19 protein-coding genes are annotated in these 18,432 nt (G+C 50.3%); 15 read left to right on the top strand and 4 right to left on the bottom strand.

What is annotated here, in order from left to right; translation table 11 throughout:
- The first annotated feature begins 99 nt into the window (after positions 1-99).
- Positions 100-633 carry a GNAT family N-acetyltransferase gene (locus NF683_RS18820; RefSeq protein WP_253920711.1) on the top strand — a complete coding sequence of 178 codons (534 nt, stop codon included), beginning with the start codon at positions 100-102 and terminating at the stop codon, positions 631-633.
- A gap of 75 nt (positions 634-708) precedes the next feature.
- Here NF683_RS18820 and lhgO read toward each other — a convergent pair whose 3' ends face one another.
- Together lhgO and glaH are read right to left on the bottom strand one after the other, a co-directional pair.
- Positions 709-1,923, bottom strand: coding sequence for an L-2-hydroxyglutarate oxidase (gene lhgO, locus NF683_RS18815; protein WP_253920710.1), 1,215 nt, complete (start codon positions 1,921-1,923; stop codon positions 709-711).
- Between the two features lie 64 nt (positions 1,924-1,987).
- Positions 1,988-2,950, bottom strand: a complete 963-nt coding sequence (gene glaH, locus NF683_RS18810; protein ID WP_253920709.1) for a glutarate dioxygenase GlaH — start codon at positions 2,948-2,950, stop codon at positions 1,988-1,990.
- Between the two features lie 252 nt (positions 2,951-3,202).
- Between glaH and NF683_RS18805 the strand changes: the two genes are divergently transcribed.
- From NF683_RS18805 to NF683_RS18785, 5 genes are all read left to right on the top strand, one after another.
- Positions 3,203-3,829 carry a LysE family translocator gene (locus tag NF683_RS18805; protein WP_038485060.1) on the top strand — a complete coding sequence of 209 codons (627 nt, stop codon included), beginning with the start codon at positions 3,203-3,205 and terminating at the stop codon, positions 3,827-3,829.
- A 485-nt stretch (positions 3,830-4,314) separates the two neighbouring features.
- The gene (locus NF683_RS18800; RefSeq protein WP_253920708.1) at positions 4,315-4,923 is read left to right on the top strand and encodes a hypothetical protein; all 609 of its coding nucleotides are present in this window, start codon (positions 4,315-4,317) and stop codon (positions 4,921-4,923) included.
- A gap of 130 nt (positions 4,924-5,053) precedes the next feature.
- Positions 5,054-6,007, top strand: a complete 954-nt coding sequence (locus NF683_RS18795; protein WP_253920707.1) for a hypothetical protein — start codon at positions 5,054-5,056, stop codon at positions 6,005-6,007.
- A gap of 48 nt (positions 6,008-6,055) precedes the next feature.
- On the top strand, positions 6,056-6,883 hold the full coding sequence (locus NF683_RS18790) for a hypothetical protein (RefSeq protein ID WP_253920706.1): 828 nt from the start codon (positions 6,056-6,058) through the stop codon (positions 6,881-6,883).
- Between the two features lie 87 nt (positions 6,884-6,970).
- Positions 6,971-8,311: a hypothetical protein gene (locus NF683_RS18785; RefSeq protein ID WP_253920705.1), complete on the top strand. Its 1,341-nt coding sequence runs from the start codon at positions 6,971-6,973 to the stop codon at positions 8,309-8,311.
- Between the two features lie 263 nt (positions 8,312-8,574).
- On the opposite strand, the gene NF683_RS18780 is transcribed toward NF683_RS18785, so the two are convergent.
- On the bottom strand, positions 8,575-9,939 hold the full coding sequence (locus NF683_RS18780; RefSeq protein ID WP_253920704.1) for an aminotransferase-like domain-containing protein: 1,365 nt from the start codon (positions 9,937-9,939) through the stop codon (positions 8,575-8,577).
- 174 nt (positions 9,940-10,113) lie between these two features.
- Between NF683_RS18780 and NF683_RS18775 the strand changes: the two genes are divergently transcribed.
- The 9 genes from NF683_RS18775 (at position 10,114) to NF683_RS18735 (ending at position 17,372) form a co-directional block, all read left to right on the top strand.
- Positions 10,114-10,347, top strand: a complete 234-nt coding sequence (locus NF683_RS18775) for a hypothetical protein (RefSeq protein ID WP_089038592.1) — start codon at positions 10,114-10,116, stop codon at positions 10,345-10,347.
- A 2-nt stretch (positions 10,348-10,349) separates the two neighbouring features.
- Entirely contained in the window at positions 10,350-11,702 is a 1,353-nt protein-coding gene (locus NF683_RS18770) for a tripartite tricarboxylate transporter permease (protein ID WP_253920703.1), read from the top strand.
- Positions 11,703-11,802: 100 nt separating this feature from the next.
- The gene (locus NF683_RS18765; protein WP_253920702.1) at positions 11,803-13,062 is read left to right on the top strand and encodes a hydroxymethylglutaryl-CoA reductase, degradative; all 1,260 of its coding nucleotides are present in this window, start codon (positions 11,803-11,805) and stop codon (positions 13,060-13,062) included.
- A 9-nt stretch (positions 13,063-13,071) separates the two neighbouring features.
- A complete protein-coding gene (locus tag NF683_RS18760) occupies positions 13,072-13,977 on the top strand; it encodes a hydroxymethylglutaryl-CoA lyase (RefSeq protein WP_125748723.1) in 906 nt (301 codons plus the stop codon).
- A gap of 155 nt (positions 13,978-14,132) precedes the next feature.
- Complete coding sequence (locus tag NF683_RS18755; RefSeq protein WP_089038588.1) at positions 14,133-14,372, top strand: DUF333 domain-containing protein; 240 nt, start codon at positions 14,133-14,135, stop codon at positions 14,370-14,372.
- A 524-nt stretch (positions 14,373-14,896) separates the two neighbouring features.
- Positions 14,897-15,058, top strand: coding sequence for a hypothetical protein (locus tag NF683_RS18750; RefSeq protein WP_253920701.1), 162 nt, complete (start codon positions 14,897-14,899; stop codon positions 15,056-15,058).
- Between the two features lie 172 nt (positions 15,059-15,230).
- Complete coding sequence (locus NF683_RS18745; RefSeq protein ID WP_253920700.1) at positions 15,231-15,962, top strand: AraC family transcriptional regulator; 732 nt, start codon at positions 15,231-15,233, stop codon at positions 15,960-15,962.
- An 89-nt stretch (positions 15,963-16,051) separates the two neighbouring features.
- The gene (gene yddG, locus NF683_RS18740) at positions 16,052-16,933 is read left to right on the top strand and encodes an aromatic amino acid exporter YddG (protein ID WP_253920699.1); all 882 of its coding nucleotides are present in this window, start codon (positions 16,052-16,054) and stop codon (positions 16,931-16,933) included.
- Positions 16,934-16,979: 46 nt separating this feature from the next.
- The gene (locus NF683_RS18735; protein ID WP_193084979.1) at positions 16,980-17,372 is read left to right on the top strand and encodes a GNAT family N-acetyltransferase; all 393 of its coding nucleotides are present in this window, start codon (positions 16,980-16,982) and stop codon (positions 17,370-17,372) included.
- A 21-nt stretch (positions 17,373-17,393) separates the two neighbouring features.
- Here NF683_RS18735 and NF683_RS18730 read toward each other — a convergent pair whose 3' ends face one another.
- Positions 17,394-18,275, bottom strand: a complete 882-nt coding sequence (locus NF683_RS18730; protein WP_022520598.1) for a helix-turn-helix domain-containing protein — start codon at positions 18,273-18,275, stop codon at positions 17,394-17,396.
- Between the last annotated feature and the right edge of the window lie 157 nt (positions 18,276-18,432).

Raw genomic sequence — 18,432 nt, 5'->3', positions numbered from 1 at the left:
GCGTTTTAACGCAGTCTCGGCCGGAGACTGGCCAAAGCGGCTTGTAGCAAGCTTATAATGTCTGATGGAGTGCCCTGAACCATCCAAGACCAACACACCATGCAGCAAATCCCCTATATGAACAACTTCAACATCAAAGTACTTAACCCAGAAGATTGGGCGCTGTACAAGTCCGTCAGGCTGGAATCGCTCAAGGATTCCCCTGACTCGTTTGGTGCCACTTACGAGCAGGAATCTGTATTGTCGGATGCTGATTGGCAAGCGCGCTTAGATCTTAACGCGCGGGGGCTTGTGGCTTTTCCGTTAGTGGCAGAGCAGGGTGGCCGGGCGATGGGGCTTGCTTGGGGGGTGATACATGCGCCAGAGGTGGAAACCGCTCACATCTACCAAATGTGGGTTTCGCCTGCGGCAAGAGGGCAAGGCATCGCCAAGGCGCTTCTGGGTGAAATTAAAACCTGGGCGATAGATAAAGAGTGTGAGTGTCTCGCGCTTGACGTTACAACCAGCAATGAGGCGGCAGTTTGCTTGTATCGGTCGTCTGGATTTATGGCAACGGGGCAGCCAGTGCTGCTTAGGAAGGACTCTTCTCTTATGATGCAGGCTATGCTGATGGCGTTACACGGCGCTGGTTAAGTAACCGCTTAAGACTATTTCGGACGCAAACTATGCGCCCGAAATAGGCTTGTTACTAATCAGCTTGGTGGGCTCTTAGCTCACTACGGCAGCGCTATCGCCAACCTGCTGCTTAACTTTCTCTACGATATACGCGCCAATGGGAATGGCAGACGTCGCCGCAGGCGAGGGTGCGTTACACACGTTGACAGTACGTGGCGTGTTGACGAACAGGAAGTCGTCGACCAGCTTGCCATCGTTGGACACCGCTTGGGCACGCACGCCAGCCGGGTAAGGCTCAAGATCAGCAAGCGTTAAGCTTGGGCAGTACTTACGCACTTGCTGGAGGTAGCCTTTTTTATAGATTGAGTTCTTAAACTCGGAAAGCCCAGGACGCAGGTTGTCTTTCAGCACCTGGCGGATGCCGCGGTGGCGCAGCATGGCTAGCGTGTCGGATAGCGACACATCGGTTTTTCGGTAGCCTTCACGTTTCCAAGCCAGCACAGCATTAGGGCCGACCGTCACGCTGCCGTCAATCATGCGTGTCAGGTGAACACCAAGAAACGGCATCGAAGGGTCTGGAATCGGGTAGATCAGGTGATTAACAATTTGATTGTGCTGTGCAGGTAGTCGGAAGTACTCGCCGCGGAACGGACAGATCGTAAAGTCTGGCTCGATACCCAGCATACGTACCACGCGGTCTGCCATCAGGCCAGAGCAGGACACCATGTAGCGGGTAGAGAAATCCCCCTGGCTGGTGGATACCACTACCTCATTGGTTCGCTCACTTAAGCCGGTGACTGACGTGGTGTAGCGGATCTCACCGCCAGCGGCTTCGAATTCGCGGCCCATGGCGGCAGCCACTTCAGCGTAATTGACGATACCGCTGGAAGGAACAAAGATACCGCCGACGCCGGTGATGTTAGGCTCACGTTCGTGCAGTTCTTCTGCCGTCAGCCAATACCGCTCCAAGCCATTAGCCTCTGTACGCTCCCATAATGCTTTCATACGCTGGAGTTCGAGGTCATTCGTGGCGACCAGCAGCTTGCCGCATTCGTCGTAGGCAATGCTATGTTCGTCACAAAACGCCTTGGTGGCGAGGTTGCCCTCTAAACAAAAACGCGCCTTTAAACTGCCTGGCGTGTAGTAAACTCCTGCATGAATCACGCCACTGTTGTGGCCTGTTTGATGGCGGGCAGGGCCATCCTCTTTCTCAACCAGCAGCATCTTCTTGTCAGGATAGGCGCGGATCAGCTGCATGGCAGTCGACAGCCCAAGAATGCCGCCCCCGATAATAATGTAGTCGTACATAGGCGTCTCGGTAGCCAAGGGAAAATGGCCACCGTCATGGCAGTGGCCAGCTTATTCTAAATGATTATACCTGACGCGGCTGACGTAGTGTTTTGGCATGGGTGAAATAGCCACGCTGACGCATCAACTCACGACGCAGGTCAGGGTGCGGGGTGAAGCGATCGCGACCATGCAGCCAGAAGTGATTGTTAATCAGCAGGAAGCTGCCAGTAGCGACCGGAACCGATAGCTGATGTTGGCTACCTTCCAGCGAATCAGACAGATCAGCTAGCCAGTTGCCTTCTTCAAAGTCCTTCGGCTGAACGAACTGGTCAATGTAGGCCATGATCGGGCGACCCTCGGTGTCCACATCGAACACGGGGTGGTAGATATCGCGATCAACATTCTTGCTCGGTGGCGCGGTCCAGCGCATGTCACGACGCGCCAGTGGGTGAGAGTAGAAACTGTCTAACCCTTCCCAGTCATCAAGGTGCAACAGTAACGAGTTGCCGCCTTGCATGTTCTGTTCGTCAACTTTCATCATCAGCACGTAATCGGTGTCCTGCTCCACGAACGTGCCGTCGTTATGCAGCTCCATCACGCGGTGCGGCTGACGTAGGTAGCTGTCTGAGTTATCGACGTTCTTCACCACAAACCGCGCATAGTACTGGCCGCTCATGGCATCGTAGTTAGAGCGTCCCATCAGGTGAGACACAGCCGTGGCGAATATCACCATCTCGTCAGCCTGCTCAACCTGATCCAGCCCTTCTGGCGTCACCAGAAACGCTCCCGTATCCCGATCCACCATGGTATCGATCAACACCGGCTGCAAGGTGTTCTTACACAGGTCATCAAGAATCTTGGCCACTCGAAAACGCAGGAAAGACTTATATTCCAGTGCCTGAACCGGCCATTCCGACACGGCGTCAAGAAACGCTTTCACTGTTTCCTTAGGGAAGCTCAGTTGCAGTAAGCGGTCCGACTGCGGTGAGCGGCCAAGGGTGAAACCATGATGCTGCTGTGCGGGGATAGTGGCTGGAGCGTTCATTGGACGCCTCTCTTTAGCAAAAGGGTGAAAAAGAACCGACTGAATAAATAACCTACGCTTAAAAAATATCTACATTTTTATATTTCGTCAACGTTTTATATTTATTTAGTTAAAAAGGCGGTGCGAGCTCGACCACCAGGGGAGCTCACATCGTCAAAATAGTGGGGATCTCAGAGGGCGTTGCTAATGGGGGACTCCAGCCTACCGAGGCTTATGCTAACTTAGTCATTACTACGTCTAAGGTGCTGTCCTATGTCTATCGAAATTTGGTTTGCCTTTGCGCTTGCATCCGTGGCCTTGCTCGCTATTCCTGGGCCGACGATTTTGACGGTTGTCAGCTACTCCATCGCCCAAGGCCGACGCGCTAATATTCCGCTTGTCGCTGCGGTTGCATTAGGCGATTCCACGGCGCTGATTTTTTCGCTACTTGGCTTGGGTGCTGTTTTGGCCGCTTCGGCGTTTTGGTTCACCGTTATCAAATGGATTGGCGGTTTATACCTGCTCTATATGGGTATAAAGCTATTGCGTGCCGGGATATCGTCGGTTCAGCCGGTAACACCCGCCGTATCAGGGTCGCGCTGGAAGCTGTTCACCAATACCTATTTGGTAACGGCACTGAACCCCAAGGGCATCATCTTCTTCGTCGCCTTTTTGCCGCAATTTGTCAGCCCTGGTGCTAATGCGGGGCAGCAATTGTGGATTTTGGCAGTCACGTTCGTGGCGTTAGCGACACTCAATGCCACGCTTTACGCGGTGTTTGCCTCATCCGTGCGCAAAATGCTTGCCTCACGCCGCGCCCAGCGCCGTTTCAATATTGTGGGCGGAACGCTACTGTCTTCGGCGGGTGTTTGGGCACTGCTGGCTAAGCGGCCTGCGTAATAAGCGGCCTGCGAAATAGGCGGTTGGTGATTTTAGACTGTCAGGAAACCGACGAATTAACCATGATCAGGGAGGCCGGTATTCACAATAAGTGGCGGCATCACGCGCCTGTCCATAGTGAAACCAGAGCTAGACGACTAATTTCTAATGACGGCAGCAATCATTATCTGCTAGTTTTTAGGCTAATTATATTTTGACAGTTGCAGGTTGCTGAATAAAAGTAAGCGGAGTCGGTTACTGCGATCAGACACCTTGCTAGAAGTCTGTTTTCGACCCTGAGCGGACATGCCAGGAAATGCAGTAAGCGCGCGAATTTTGGATATATAGCCTAATTAAAGTTGATTCATTTAAAAAATCATAGGCTTAGGCTTAGGCTTAGGCTTAGAAGAGACTGGCAGGCTGCATTTACCGGGGAAAAGTGCCAGCACGTTCATTCAATCATAGAACGCGCCGTCTAATACACTGTTATGTATCTAAGGAAGGTTATGGGCATTAGTTTCAGCAAAATGTTAGAAAATCATCACCGAAGAATTAATGATGAGGCGATAGGTGAGTTCAGAGAGCTGGTAAGAAAATCAATTTCTGACTGGGAAGGTAAAGTTGATCGTGAATGGACTGAATTGTCGCCAGATAATTTTATAGATGCCAGAGATGTTGAAGAGTACAAAAATGTTCTCGATGATCAATATTACCTAGCAGCACAAGTAAAGAACCTTGCGAATGAATTGGCTGTTACAGCGTTGTTTAAGCTCGTAGAAATCCATACAAAAAGAGTTGTCGAATGGCATCTTCCATCCATTGACTCGAAAAAATTGTTCAATATAAATTCATTAAAATCAGCGCTTCCTTTCACGTTAGAGTCAGTTAACAATTTCGAAGCATTTAATGAACTAAGAGAGTTAAATAATGCAATCAAGCATGTTGGTCATGTTTCTGAAAAATTGGCTAATAATCATCAGGGGCTAGGTTGGGTACAAGGCGATCAGTTTGCTAATTTGGACGACGTTTATGAAAGGCTTTCTCCCAAAATATCATCTTACATGGACTCTTTTGCTCAGGAAATTTATCGTAATTCAGAGCGAAGCGATACATAACAAGGTTTTAAAGTCAGACTCGTAACAGTTTGCTCAGTTCCACTTCGTTTCACATTTTAGCAAACTGTTTCTCGCCGCTTAAAACGGCGTTAGGCAGCATTAATATAATCGTACTGATTGAGTTAGATAAATGACAACAAACATTCTAAAAGCTGAATTTATCGAGGAAGACTATATTTCAGCTGTGGAAACTTTGATTTCTACTTCCTCTTACGGTCGAAATAAGAAATTTATGGAAATTTCACGTATTTCACAGGATAGAGAAAGAGAGCTTGGCTATGATGGCGTTTTAACTTCAATAGTCCCTTTCTACTTACAATTTAAGCGTTCAAGTTTCTACACACCTGCATTTAATGGCAAATTAAGTTCAGATAGGAAACAAGTCTTTAGTCAGGCTTTCGATAAAGGCTTTCTAGGATTTTCTCTGCATAAAGATAGAAATACCGGTGGCTATGATCAGCATAATGCCATCTGGGAGCTGTCGAAAAAAAGTTCCGCAGCCTATGTTGCACCATTGTTTTATAAGTCTAGAAACTTAACGTCACTTAAAAAAAATGAATTTAACGTTCCATGGATGTATATACGGCAAAACGTTAAAGATAGAGTTTATGGAATGAGTTACCCGTTGCAGGCTATCCGTACATTTAGAGACTCAATCGTAATTGTTCCTCATAGAGAAATTAAAGATAAAGGAGCTAGTCACCACTACACATACGATAAGGCTATGAATTGTTTGGCGTTCCATAGCGAAGTTGAGGAGTTGAAAGGTTTGCCTAGAGATTTGCTTGAATATCTAAGCGAGCTTATTGATAGAACATTAGAGACTGGAAGCCGAGAAGACATCAGTCTTTCGGTTTTGCAGAGTTTACCCCAGCTATTTGGCTTTACTTGGCGTTCAAGAAAATTTAGAGCGATGATAAGTCATTACCTGCGTGAAGCTGGCTTGATGAAAAACTCATTGCCACGAGATGCTTTTGCTTTTCTAGCTAAAGATTTGGATATGTCTGATCGCTATTACCTTATTGAGACTTTGCTAAAAGAAGAGTTGGATATCATTCAATATACAATTCGGATTAATGCCTAACACGACCATTAATTTGACCGCCTTACGCTGCGCTCCATGCGGCAAATTATGGCGACATTAGGCTATGAATATGGGTTTAAAGTTATGAGCGAAACTCCTTCGCATGATGATATTGTTAAGCTGATAATTGAAAAAGGTGATAAGTCTACTCATCAATTTGAGGAAAATATTCTCGCTGTATATTCTCAGCCAGAAAATATTAGAGCAAAGCCTGATCATGTAGGAACAGCATTTTTCATAAATATAAAACATTCGATTTATCTAGTGACAGCTTGTCACGTGATTAAAAACTCAGTTGAGATGGGATCTACTTTATTCTTAAATAAGAAAGGCCGCTGCTTCACACTTGGGGAGCTAACGGCTAATAATGAAACCCCTATCTTTTGTACGGAAAAAGATTTATTCATAATTAGGGTCGGGGGCGTGAGCAGTGGTATAGATGCGATGGTCTGCTCTATATTTGATAGGGTAGATATACCGGATGTATGTGTGAGCATTGGTTTCCCAAACTCGAAAAACAAAAAAGGGATAAGCCCTAAGAGTAAAGCCGGAAAACTGGTAGCTCTAAAGGTTCATCTATATAATATTAGTGCGAAGGGAGAAAAAATAAATCACCCTGAGAGCCCTCATTTTTTTTACAAGTGGGGAGAGAAGGTGTCTTTAAGTGAGGAGCTTGTGGAGAAGAATTCCATAGGACTTAGAGGAATGAGCGGGGCTCCTTGTTTTTATGTTCCAATTACTTCTGAAAATATATTAAACGCCGAAAATCTTGCTGGTGAAACAAGCATTGCTGGAATACTTATTGAACATAAAGATGAAGTTATTACTTTTACAAGAGCAAGTGAAATATTAAACCTAATATCAGGTAGAGCCTAGCAAGTGGTTCAAATCTTTCGCTTCGCTCACTGGGACGGCCTAAAGCCCGCCCCTTAACCAAACGTTAGACCTCCGAGGTTAAGTACTATGGCTACTATTATTAAAAGCGTGGATGAGCTAGAAACTCATTTTCTAAAATATAAAAGCGGTTATTTGTTTCGAGGTCAAGTAAAGCATTATGTGGACTCTAACGGATTCACGAGCATTCCTACATCTTTCAGCAGGCATGGCTGTATTCCAGATGTTATGTTTAAGTGGACGCATTACGCTAAAGCTATGATTCGTGGTTTTTCCGGTGCGGACTACTTTGATATGGATTTAGAGCTGTCCCAGGCAATACTGCAGCACTACGGCTGGAGATCATTTTATGTGGATTTAACTAAATCTTCTTCGATTGCATGTTGGTTTGCTTCAAATGCATATGAGGAGTCTAAGTCTATTCATATGAGTGAAGATATACATGAGAATCCTGTATGGCTGGTTCATAAAGACGCAAAGCATAGTCAGCCTGAGGGAGTCGGGCATATCTATATTGTAGATTGCTTGGCGTTAGAAACCCTGGGTATAAAGATTCATGATCTCGCTTCTCTAAAAGAGGATGAAGGCAGGCTTAGATTCCACGCTCAGCAAGCATGTTTAGTGGGTAATTTGAACGACCGGTTGCCACCTCAAGTTATTACTTCACACATCGAAGTGTCGAGTAGTGTGTTGAAAGACTATTGTGAGAAGCAGCGAATAAATGATGTCTCAGATGTTTTTCCATCAAGAAAAGAAGACTTTGTTTTAAGAACGCTTCTAAGTTTGCCGTGGGAAAAAATGCATATCGATAGCCCAATACCTGTGTTTCGAAGAGGTTTGGAAATCCCGGATTATGAAGATAACTTTATAAAGCATCTCCCTCCACATATAACGCTGTACGAGAATTTTTGGGTTTCTGATAATAGAGACGATTCGAATAATCCATTTAAGGATCTTATTTTTTACAAGCTCCCACAATTCTCATATTACGCTAATACCGATAAACCTTTCGACATAGATCTTGTTAGCGAGGCTCTGGAAAGGCATGGTGACTTTGTTGTTGAGATAGATGGGTTGGTAAAGATAGTGGAGGAGCAAGAGGAATATGTTTACGAAAAAGGAATACATGTTTCGGTTAATGAGGAAGGATATATTTCGGTATCAGGATTAGTTGTCTCTCACCCAAGCAATATTGTTGATGGTGTGGGCACAAATGTTGGTTGGATTTATAAAGATAATCATAATGTCTGGGAGCGAGTAGATCACCATGAACAATGCCCCTGCAACAATGCGCTAAGACATCAGTTGCAGTTTTCATTGCTGAGGATGCTAAATGAAGCGATAAAGAATGAGGAATTTATCACAGAAAACGCTTTTTCATACAGGCATAAAGATGTCCAGCCAGCCTAACAAGTCAAGGCTGTCGGACGCTTCGTGCCGCAGCTTGAAGCGTTATATCAGCACTATCTCAAAGACCGCTCTTGGCCGTGAGCAGCCCATATATGCTAAAACAGAATTAGCAGTGATTGATATAATCCAATGATAAGCTTTTCTTTTAGCGGGTTGCGCCTAGGGGCACTGGTATACGCAACGGTATACTTTTCGAGTTTGTATATAAAATCTTTTAGATTTATATGTTTACTTATAGTTCTAGACTTGCCAGGAGCCCAACCCTACCCCAAAAAACGCTCAAGAAATCCCAAAAACCGATGATCATTGGCATAGGCAATATGCATACGCATAGACGATGCATCCGGCCCATTAGGGCGTAGTGAAAAGATACTGCCAGGCGCGATGAAAATACCTTCGTCCGAGGCTATTTTGGCAAGTTGCATCGCGTCGATATTATTCGGCAGGCGCGCCCATAAGTAATAACCTTCACCAGGCCCCTCTATATTCTCAAGTCCCACTTCTTTCAATGCAGTAATCGTACTGGCACTGGCCTTGGTAATACGTTCGCGAAGCTGTACCAAGTGACGGCGGTAACGCCCGTGGGCAATCATGTCGTGAATCAGGCGCTCGCTGAAGGTGGAGCTGTTAACGACAGTCACCATTTTGATATCGGTAAGTGCATTAACCAGCCCAGGGTTGGCCGCCAAGTAACCCGAGCGAATGCCGGTGGAAAGCGTCTTGGAAAATGTACCGACGTAAATCACGCGACTCAGGTCATCCAGTGCTGCCAAGTGAGCGCTTCCTCGGTGGAGTAGATCAGCGAAGGCGTCGTCTTCTACCAGAATCAGGTTGTAGCGTTCTGCGAGTGTCAGTAGCCGATACAGCTGGTTAAGTGAAAGGGTAGAGCCCGTCGGGTTATGGGCATTAGGCTGGAGAAAGAAAACATTGGGGCGATATTGAATAATCTTGCGCTCCAGGTCATCTAGGTCCAGCCCATCGTGGCTGCGCGAAACGCCAATCAGCTTGGCCTTGGCCAGGCGCAGCTTGCCAAACAGCGGGTAATAGCCGGGCGTTTCCACCAGGACGCGGTCGCCCGGGGAGATTAGGTGGCGAATAATCAGATCGAAGGCGTGATTGGCGCCGAAGGTCAGCAGTACCTGTTCATGGGAGGCATGGATGGAGCGTCCAGCCAACACCCTGGCAATCGTTTCACGCAGTGGGAGATACCCTTGAGGGGCTCCATACTCGATATCATCATTGCCGATAGACGTTAATCGCTTGGCTTGCCGCGCAAGCGCCGCGCCGCCCATCCAGCTGGCGGGCGCTCGGCCGTCGCCTACCCGTACCTGAAAGTTACCTACCAACTGCTCCCTCAGAAGCGAGACGCTATCGACGGCTTCCTTTAGCTCGTAGGTCTTTTCCCGCGCTTCAAGCGCGGGTGGCTGCGTAACAAAAAAGCCTGCCCCTTGGCGGGCGCGCAACCTGCCCAGCGCAATTAACTGATCATAAGCATCCACAATGGTGTTTTTTGACACTCCATGCTGCCGGGCGGCTTCGCGTATAGAAGCGAGCCTAGCCCCTGGGGCAAGGCGGCCTTCGTTGATAGCCTTGAGAATGGTGTCGGCCACGTGTCTGGATTTCGACATGATCCGTATCTTCCGCAAAACGGGTTAAGCCCGGTGAAATCAGTGTACCTGTCTTTTGATGGGTACAGTACTTCGTACAATCTCGCCAACTGTACCTATCAGTACTCAGCAAGTTTACCCATCATGTGCTCCATTAAAAAAGACACATCCATAATAAATTCAAGGAGACACGCTATGTCTGAAAAGAAGAATCGGTTTCTCAATGTGTGGGATGACTCGGTGAGTGGGAGAGATCTTCTGCTGTCACTGTGTATTTCGACGCCGTTAACACTAGGCGGCTATCTGCTTGCTCCAGCGCAGCCTCCGCTTCCTCTTATTCTTGGGTTGAGCGGCGCTATTCTGGGCTTCTTCATCAATGCGCTGCTGTTTCGCCCTAAGCGGCAGCTGCAAACCGGTGAGGATAAGTAGTCATGGATCCCGTCTTATTACTTCAAATGTTGGCGGCTGCGATCATTGCCGTCATCGTTTATACCGCGATTGGTGTTGCACCGGGTACCGATGAAACCGCCGTACTGGCTCCGGTAACGCTGGCGCTGGTGGTCGCGGGCATACCGCTTCCCGTGGTGCTGGCTTTCTTTATGGCGGCCATTGTTGCCAAGAAGCTGACCGACTCCATTCCCGTTTCGGTAGCCGGTATACCGGGAGGGGTGATGTCGGCACCTATGGTTGAGCACGCACTGATCTTGAAGCGTGAAGGTCATGCCACCCTGGCGATTCGTAAAATGGCGTCCGGTTCGGTCATCGGTACGCTGGTGGCGATCCCCATTAGTCTGTTTCTGGCTTTTCTATTGACACCCCTAGCCGATGTGCTTGGCCAGTATGCCAGCCAGATCTTCTTTGGTGGGGCCGTATTTCTTGCCCTGATGAGCAAGGAGAAAGTCATCAGCCTGATCAGTATTGTGCTACTGGCAGCATTGATTCAGGGCTTGCGGCACCTGTATTGGGGGATGGGCGTCATTCCGGAAGGGCAGACTGTATTCATCTCGTTCTTCTTGGGCATCACCATTGGCCCGATGATGTTTAATCTGGCACAGCTCACGGTCAACAGTGAGCGCCATAAAATGGCGGAGTCTGAGCCCAAGCAGATCCAGATCTACGGTAACGATGAGAAAGGGCAGCTACCCAATCCGTTTCGCATTCTGACGCGTCAGGAAACCGCCTCGGCCGCAGCTAGCTCTGTCCTGGGTTCGGTCACATTCTTCATGAGCCCGGTCGGCATCACGATCTTTCTGGGCGAAGTAATGTCGAGCTGGGTGAAAGGTACGGTCAATAAGGCTAGTCGCGCGCTATCTTCAATGGATGCCGTCACCAACGCCTCTTACATCGCGGGCATCTTGATTCCCTTAGCGGCACTAGGCATACCGATGAGCCCGATGGCGATTGGCCCGGGCAACGCCTTCTTCAACGCCCCGCCGGTACTGACGCTCGAGCAGAATGCTCACCACTTGATGAGTTTTTCTGAAATTACCATCGCCAGCATTTTGGGTGCCGGTGTCGCTTTGCTGATTACCTACCCGATTGCGGTTCGGTACGCGCGGTGTATCTGCATCTTTGTGTTCAAGCACATTCCTCACGAAGCGTTCCTGGCGATGTTCTTCTCGCTGGTCATGCTGCTTGCCTATATGGATGCCGGAGTAATGGGCATTTTGGGCGTGATGGTGCTGGCACTGATGGCAGGTCTACTCAACCGTTGGGGCGTCAACTATGGCGTTCAGTTCATGACGCTTTATGCCGCACCGTGGCTTTTAGGGTTAATCGCTTAATCCATATGGATCCATGCCTGACGCATATGCTGACTCTTGGTAAATCGTACACGTCAGGCACATTTACTTATTCAACCTCAATTGATCAGAGGCATTATTCATGGCACACAGCACATCCCGCATTCCTGGTTTTTATCAGCTTACTCCCAGCGAGCGGCTTGAGAAAGTCATCGAAATAGCTGAGCTCGGCAGCGAGGTTCGCACGCATTTCTCTGATACGGGCAATATCTCGTCGGCCACTGCCGATGCCATGATCGAAAACGTCATTGGTACGCTGAACCTGCCAATCGGCGTTGCCACCAATTTGATTATTGATGATGAGGAACAGCTGGTACCCATGGCGACCGAAGAGTCTTCCGTGGTCGCCGCCGTGTGTAATGCGGCCAGGCAGTGTCGCGCATTGGGCGGGTTTCATACCGATACGTCAGAACCCATCATGATTGCGCAGGTACAGTTGCTGGATGTGCCTAACCCCGAGTTTGCACGCCTTCGGCTGCTTTCCGAATTCGAACAGGTAAAAAGCATTTGTGATGCAACCGACCCAGTACTGCTCCAGCACGGTGGGGGTTTCCGTGACCTGGAAGTGCGCGTTCTCAACAACATGCTGATCGTTCATCTGCTGGTGGATGTGCGTGACGCCATGGGTGCCAATGCTGTCAACTCGATGGCGGAAGCTGTCGCGCCTTCTCTAGCGGAGTGGAGCGGTGGTCGCAGCTGTCTGCGTATTCTGTCCAACCTCGCTGATCGACGCATTGCTCGCGCACGTGCTACCTGGAAACTAGAAGATCTTGGCGGGGAGTCGGTACGTGACGGTATGCTCAACGCGTATCGCTTCGCAGACCAGGACCCTTACCGGGCAGCTACCCACAACAAAGGCATCATGAATGGAGTCAGCGCTGTCGTGCTGTCAACGGGCAACGATACCCGCGCGGTAGAAGCGGGTGCTCATGCCTACGCCGCTCGCACGGGGCGTTACCGTTCCTTGACACATTGGGAAGCCGATAGCGAAGGGAACCTGACCGGCACCTTAGAAATGCCTATGCCGGTAGGCTTGGTAGGCGGCGCTACTCGATCGCACCCTAGTGCTCGGCACTGTCTTGATATTCTGGGCGTTAAAACAGCGGATCGCTTGGCGCGTATTATTGTCGCGGTGGGTTTGGCGCAGAATTTTGCCGCCATTAAGGCGCTGGCGACCACCGGCATTCAGAAGGGGCATATGGCACTGCATGCTAAAAATATTGCGGTAATGGCCGGGGCCGAGAGCGATGAAGTTGATCGTATCGCAGCGCTGCTTGTGGATGGCGGCAAGGTGCGTGTGGATATCGCCCAGCAACTGCTTGAACAGCTGCGTAACGGCTAAGGAGACAACATGGCCTTGCCATCCTCTGTGCGCCTGGTCGAGGTCGGTCCGCGCGACGGTTTGCAAAATGAACAGGCGTTTGTGCCTACTCACCTGAAGCTTGCGTTTATCAAGCGCCTGGTGGAGGCGGGTTGTGCAAATATCGAGGCGGCGAGCTTTGTGTCGCCTCGCTGGGTGCCGCAAATGGCCGACCATCGGGAAATAATGCAGGGCGTTGAGCGGCGCCCTGGCGTTGTCTATTCAGCCTTGACACCTAACCTGAAAGGCCTTGAGGCAGCGATTGAGTGCGATGTTGACGAAGTCGCCGTATTTGGCGCAGCAAGTGAAGCCTTTTCTCACAAGAACATAAACTGCTCTATCGCCGAGTCGCTCGAGCGTTTTGAGCAAGTGGTAGAGCATGCGCGCCAGGCCGGGCTACGTGTACGGGGATATATTTCCTGCGTGCTTGGCTGCCCTTATGAGGGGGAGATCGCGCCTTTACAGGTGGCGCGAGTTGCCAAGGCGCTATACCAGATGGGCTGCTATGAGGTATCACTGGGCGATACGATCGGCACCGGAACGCCATCAAAAGCCAAACATATGTTGGCGGCTGTTGCCGCTCAGGTGCCAATAAATAACCTGGCCGCCCACTGTCATGATACCTACGGCCAAGCACTTGCGAATCTCTATGCGATGCTGGAAGAGGGCCTAAGCGTTATTGATAGTTCCGTCGCCGGTTTGGGGGGCTGCCCCTATGCCAAAGGAGCTTCTGGCAATGTGGCCAGCGAAGATGTGGTGTATATGCTTGAGGGTTTGGGAATCGAGTCAGGCATTGATTTAAACGCGCTGGCAAGAACGGGGGATTGGATCACAAAAGTGATCAACGTACCCAACCGGTCACGCGCTGGCAGCGCCTTGATGGTGGCAGGGGGATAGCGTATTCAACCTGACTTTCGACATATTAGAAGCAGGTCATCATTTCTGGCTGCCATGCCAAGAAAGTCCGAACGTTGACTATAATGAATGAATATCAGCGGGTTTTGCGCTGCTAATAATCACTGTTCAGCGTAACAATGCAAAGGGAGAAGCACATGGCTCGTTATGGCCTGTTGGTTTTGATAGGGATGGCACTGGCGGGATGTTCGACCCTAGGTACTACTGATGGTGCTAACCAGGCGCAGCAGGTTGCCGTCAATTACTGTGAGCAGGAAGGCGGCGAGGTGCGATCGCGCCAGGAAGCGGGCAAGACTCGTCAGTATTGCCACCTGTTGGAAGGACGGGTGGTAGAAGTCAATCTGCTTTATCAGACGGAAGGTTTGCGCGTTCACTAAGCGAGGTGCGGCGTATGCGTTGTCGTACCGGCGCTTGCCTAGTGTTTTAATATTCTTGATTCAGTGCGTTGACAACAGTTGTGTTGGAGACGATGGACAACAACGGTAGCTGGAGGAGGCACTTGCGCGTGAACTCGAAGCGGCTGGCCACAGTATAGATTGGAACACGGTTATGCGCGTTTGATACGCTACCGGCTACGATTGAAGGGCCGCTGCAACGGCCTCGAAATGCACTTTGTCAGGTTCCTTTCTGACAACCTTTAAATCGCGTGTACCGGGACTGGTTTTGCGCTGCCACTACAAACCAGCCCGTAACGCGGGCGTTATAAATCGCCACATCAGTGATACCTAAAAGACCGCTTCTGGCCGATTTCAGACCTTCGATCAATCTGGTGAAGTGCATGATGTGCGTTAAGCTGAAAACGTTACGTTTCTAAGCTAGGTGGGCATGACGTTTTACCACCTTCTGAGGCCGATTAGTCGGCTCTTGTTTTAAAGCTGTTTAGATTGCTAAGGGGGTAAGTGTGGTCGAATCATTACGCGAGTTGCTAACTGAGTTAGAGCAATTTGGCCAGGAAAACGATGCTGCCATTGCTGATCGTCTGCGTCGTATGTTGAATATCACTCGTGGCACGGGGGAGTTTCTTTTGGTAGGGATTCAATTCATTGGGACTTCGGCGAATTGAAGCAGAGATCGTCTCTGACTCGGCAATGTATGGGCGACTGGTAAGTGACCATCCAGCATCTCATAACCAGGCAATGCACGCGACAAGCGAGCGTTGCCTAAAAACGCACAGCCTAAGACTGGGGGGAATCAAGTCAAGGAAGTGAATATGCCCACGACTGCTGAGTAAGGTCATGAAATATCCAGAGATCGGCCTGCACATACGTACTTATGATGATGAAGTGAAAAGTCACTCCCACGACCATCATCAACTGGTATTGCCCCTGGTCGGCACGCTGTTTCTGTCAGTAGATTCCATGGCGGGGGAGGTGGCACAGCACCGTGCGGCCATCATCCCTTCAGGAAGCGGCCATGGGTTTGCTGCAACAGAAGATAATCGGTTTTTGGTAGCCGATTTGCCTGTAAGGCTGGCTCCTGCACTAGATAAGCTGCCTTGTTTCGTGGGGCTTGATTCGGCACTACACCATTACGTCCAGTTCCTTCATGCTCAGGCTATGAGCGGGGCTGGGTCAAGCGTTACCCAGCATCACATGCTGCTGTTACTGATACAGCTGCTGCAGGAGCGCCATGGAAGTCAATTGAAACTGGATCGCAGGGTTCACGCAGCGCAACAGTTTCTGGATGATCACTTCCACCAACCGATTTCCATGGCAGAGGTTGCTAACGTGGCCCATCTGAGTATTCGGCAGTTGAACGATCTTTTTCGCCATCAGGTGGGCGTGACGCCTCATCAATACCTCACAGAAGTGCGAATGAAAGAGGCGTTTCAGCTTCTGGAACAGTCAGGTCACAGCGTTCAGCGGGTGGCTGATGCGGTAGGCTATTCGTCGTTATCGGCCTTCAGCGACCGCTTCAGACGTCACTTTGGCAAACCGCCTAGCCACTTCCGCCGTCTCTCGACATAATTCCGCCAGGATTCAAAAGACCCCCATCGATGTCATGGATACGCTCTCCCGTCACTGCTAACGCATGAGAATCTCGGGGGGAGAGTGACATGGCAACCGTGAATGCCGCTACTTGGATCGGATCCATTTCCGTTCTGCTTTGGGGTACTTTGGCTTTGCTGACCAAGCTATCCGGCGGAGATATTCCAGAGTTCCAGCTGATGGCCATGACTTTCGGCATTGCGTTTCTGTTGATGGGTGGGCGTTGGGTCTTGGCTGGCCACACGGGCGTTCAGTATATACGCCAGCCGCCGTTTGCCTGGTGTATCGGTATCGTCGGGTTATTCGGTTATCACTTTGCATATTTCAAGGCGATGACGCTAGCACCGGCGGTGGAAGTCAGCCTGTTGGCTTACCTCTGGCCGCTACTGATCGTTCTGCTGTCTGCCCTGTTACCGGACGAGAGGATGCGAGCTCAGTCTATCGTTGGCGCCTTGGTGGCGCTGGTGGGTTGTTGGTTGTTGATCAGTCGAAATGCAGGCGGATTTGCTTGGGAGAACCTGTCCGGTTATCTGGTAGCGCTGGCGTGTGCATTGATTTGGTCTTCTTACTCCGTGCTCAGCAGATTGGTGCGTTCAGTGCCAACCGATGCCGTCGGTTGGTTCTGCGGCGTGACGGCGCTGTTGGCTTTAGGGTGCCATATGCTGTGGGAAGAGACGGTGTGGCCGGATGGCTTGATGCAATGGGTAGGCGTGGTTGGGCTGGGCCTCGGGCCGGTTGGGATCGCATTTTTTACCTGGGACTATGGCGTCAAACACGGGAACATCCAGCTACTTGGCACCCTAGCCTACAGCGCGCCACTCATTTCGGTGGTGCTACTGATCTTGGCGGGATACGGCGAGGCCACGGTGGCCGTATTGAGTGCTAGCGTGCTCATCGTCATTGGTTCTTTGATCGCAAGCCGCGCGAAGCACCGGGGCGCGCAGCGCTAGAAATGATGGCAGACTGATAACGCTCGTTGAGCAAATAGGCTCAGCCATGGAACCTTCATCCGCAGTCACGCTGGCGTTGGCAGACGCATCGGCATTTGATGCGTTCAAGCAAGAGCTAAAAGCCTCGTTTAGCGTGAAAAACGGCTTTCGGGAAAAAAGTATCATCGAGCTGGAGCAAATCGGTATTCACCCGGAAGCAGCAGGTAGGGGGCTGGGTAAGCAGCTCATTGTGGAGTCGCTAGCGCCGTTCAAGGCTCACGTGCGTCGTCAGGGCTGCGATGTGGGGGCGGTGATGGTGACCACCTCGGAAGGCAACTTCGCAGAGAAGCTGTATCAATCCACGCTAGGAGTCTCCCGCGCGGCCGTGATTAGCGGCTATGGGGCTGGAGATGAGGTGATCTTATATAACGCCAGCGTAGGCCCAGAGCGGGGCGGGTAGAAGGCAGTCTTCGTAAGAACCCTAGCTACGTTGTTGCGTCCGATACTCAGTAGGACTGACACCTGTCTCTGCGCGAAAACGGTTGCTGAAATGACTGCTGGAGCCAAAACCGCAGCGTAGTGCGATCTCAGTCATATTTAGCGATGTTTCCGCCAACAAGTATTGCGCCCGGATAAGACGACGGTGCAGCACATAGCGATGTGGTGGGTAACCAGTGGCTTGTTTGAACATGCGGGCGAAGTGGTAGTCACTTAAGCCAGTGATACCCGCCATGCATGCCAGCGTAAGGGGTTGGTTCAGGTGATGCTCAATGAACTCCACCACTCGTTTTAATTGCCACGCAGGTAGTCCACCGGTTGGGCGCAGAGTTGGCAGTCGGCGCTGGCTATAGTGGCGTAGGGTGTGTATCAATGCCGTTTGGGTGGCGGAATCCAGCGCTAATTGATCCAGCGGGTCTTGCCAGTTGCTCTGGCCAAGGGTGGTGCAAAACAGCTGAGTGAGCAGCGCATCCTGGGCGAAGTCGATTTCGTCCAGTTGCACGCTTCGGCCATCTTTATCCCATACCTGTTCGATCAACTGACTCAGGTGAGTGTCGCTGAAATAGAAATGCAGTAGTGAGATAGGCCCATGCACGTCCCAACTGGTGATTAGGTTGGCGGGCATTAAACACACGCTATTGCTGGTCTCGCTGGCAATGGTTTGTGATCCCTGCCTGCGTAGGGAGTTCTCCGCGCCGTTCAGATAAACGCTCAGAGTGTGGTGGTTTGAGTGAATTTTCTCAATACGGTCTTCTTGGTTACTCCAACGGGCCAGCGCCATGCCATTTTTTAGCTGGGTGCTACTCACTAGACGCGCCTGCGTCTGTTTCATCCTGGGATAGTGGCTCAAAGTGTCGGTGAACATGGGCGGCTCCTGGGTACTGCGTTAACAGTACTCAGGCTCAGCACGAAACTCAATTCAGCGAGCCATTCAACCGCAAGAATAGACAAACTGGCGCAAACGCAGGCAAGCCAGCCAGCCGGGGTGAGCCGATACTATGGCTGACACTAACCACTCTGGG

The organism is Halomonas sp. MS1 (assembly GCF_024182575.1).
Taxonomy (GTDB): Bacteria; Pseudomonadota; Gammaproteobacteria; order Pseudomonadales; family Halomonadaceae; genus Vreelandella.
This window is presented reverse-complemented; position numbering and strand designations above follow the sequence as displayed.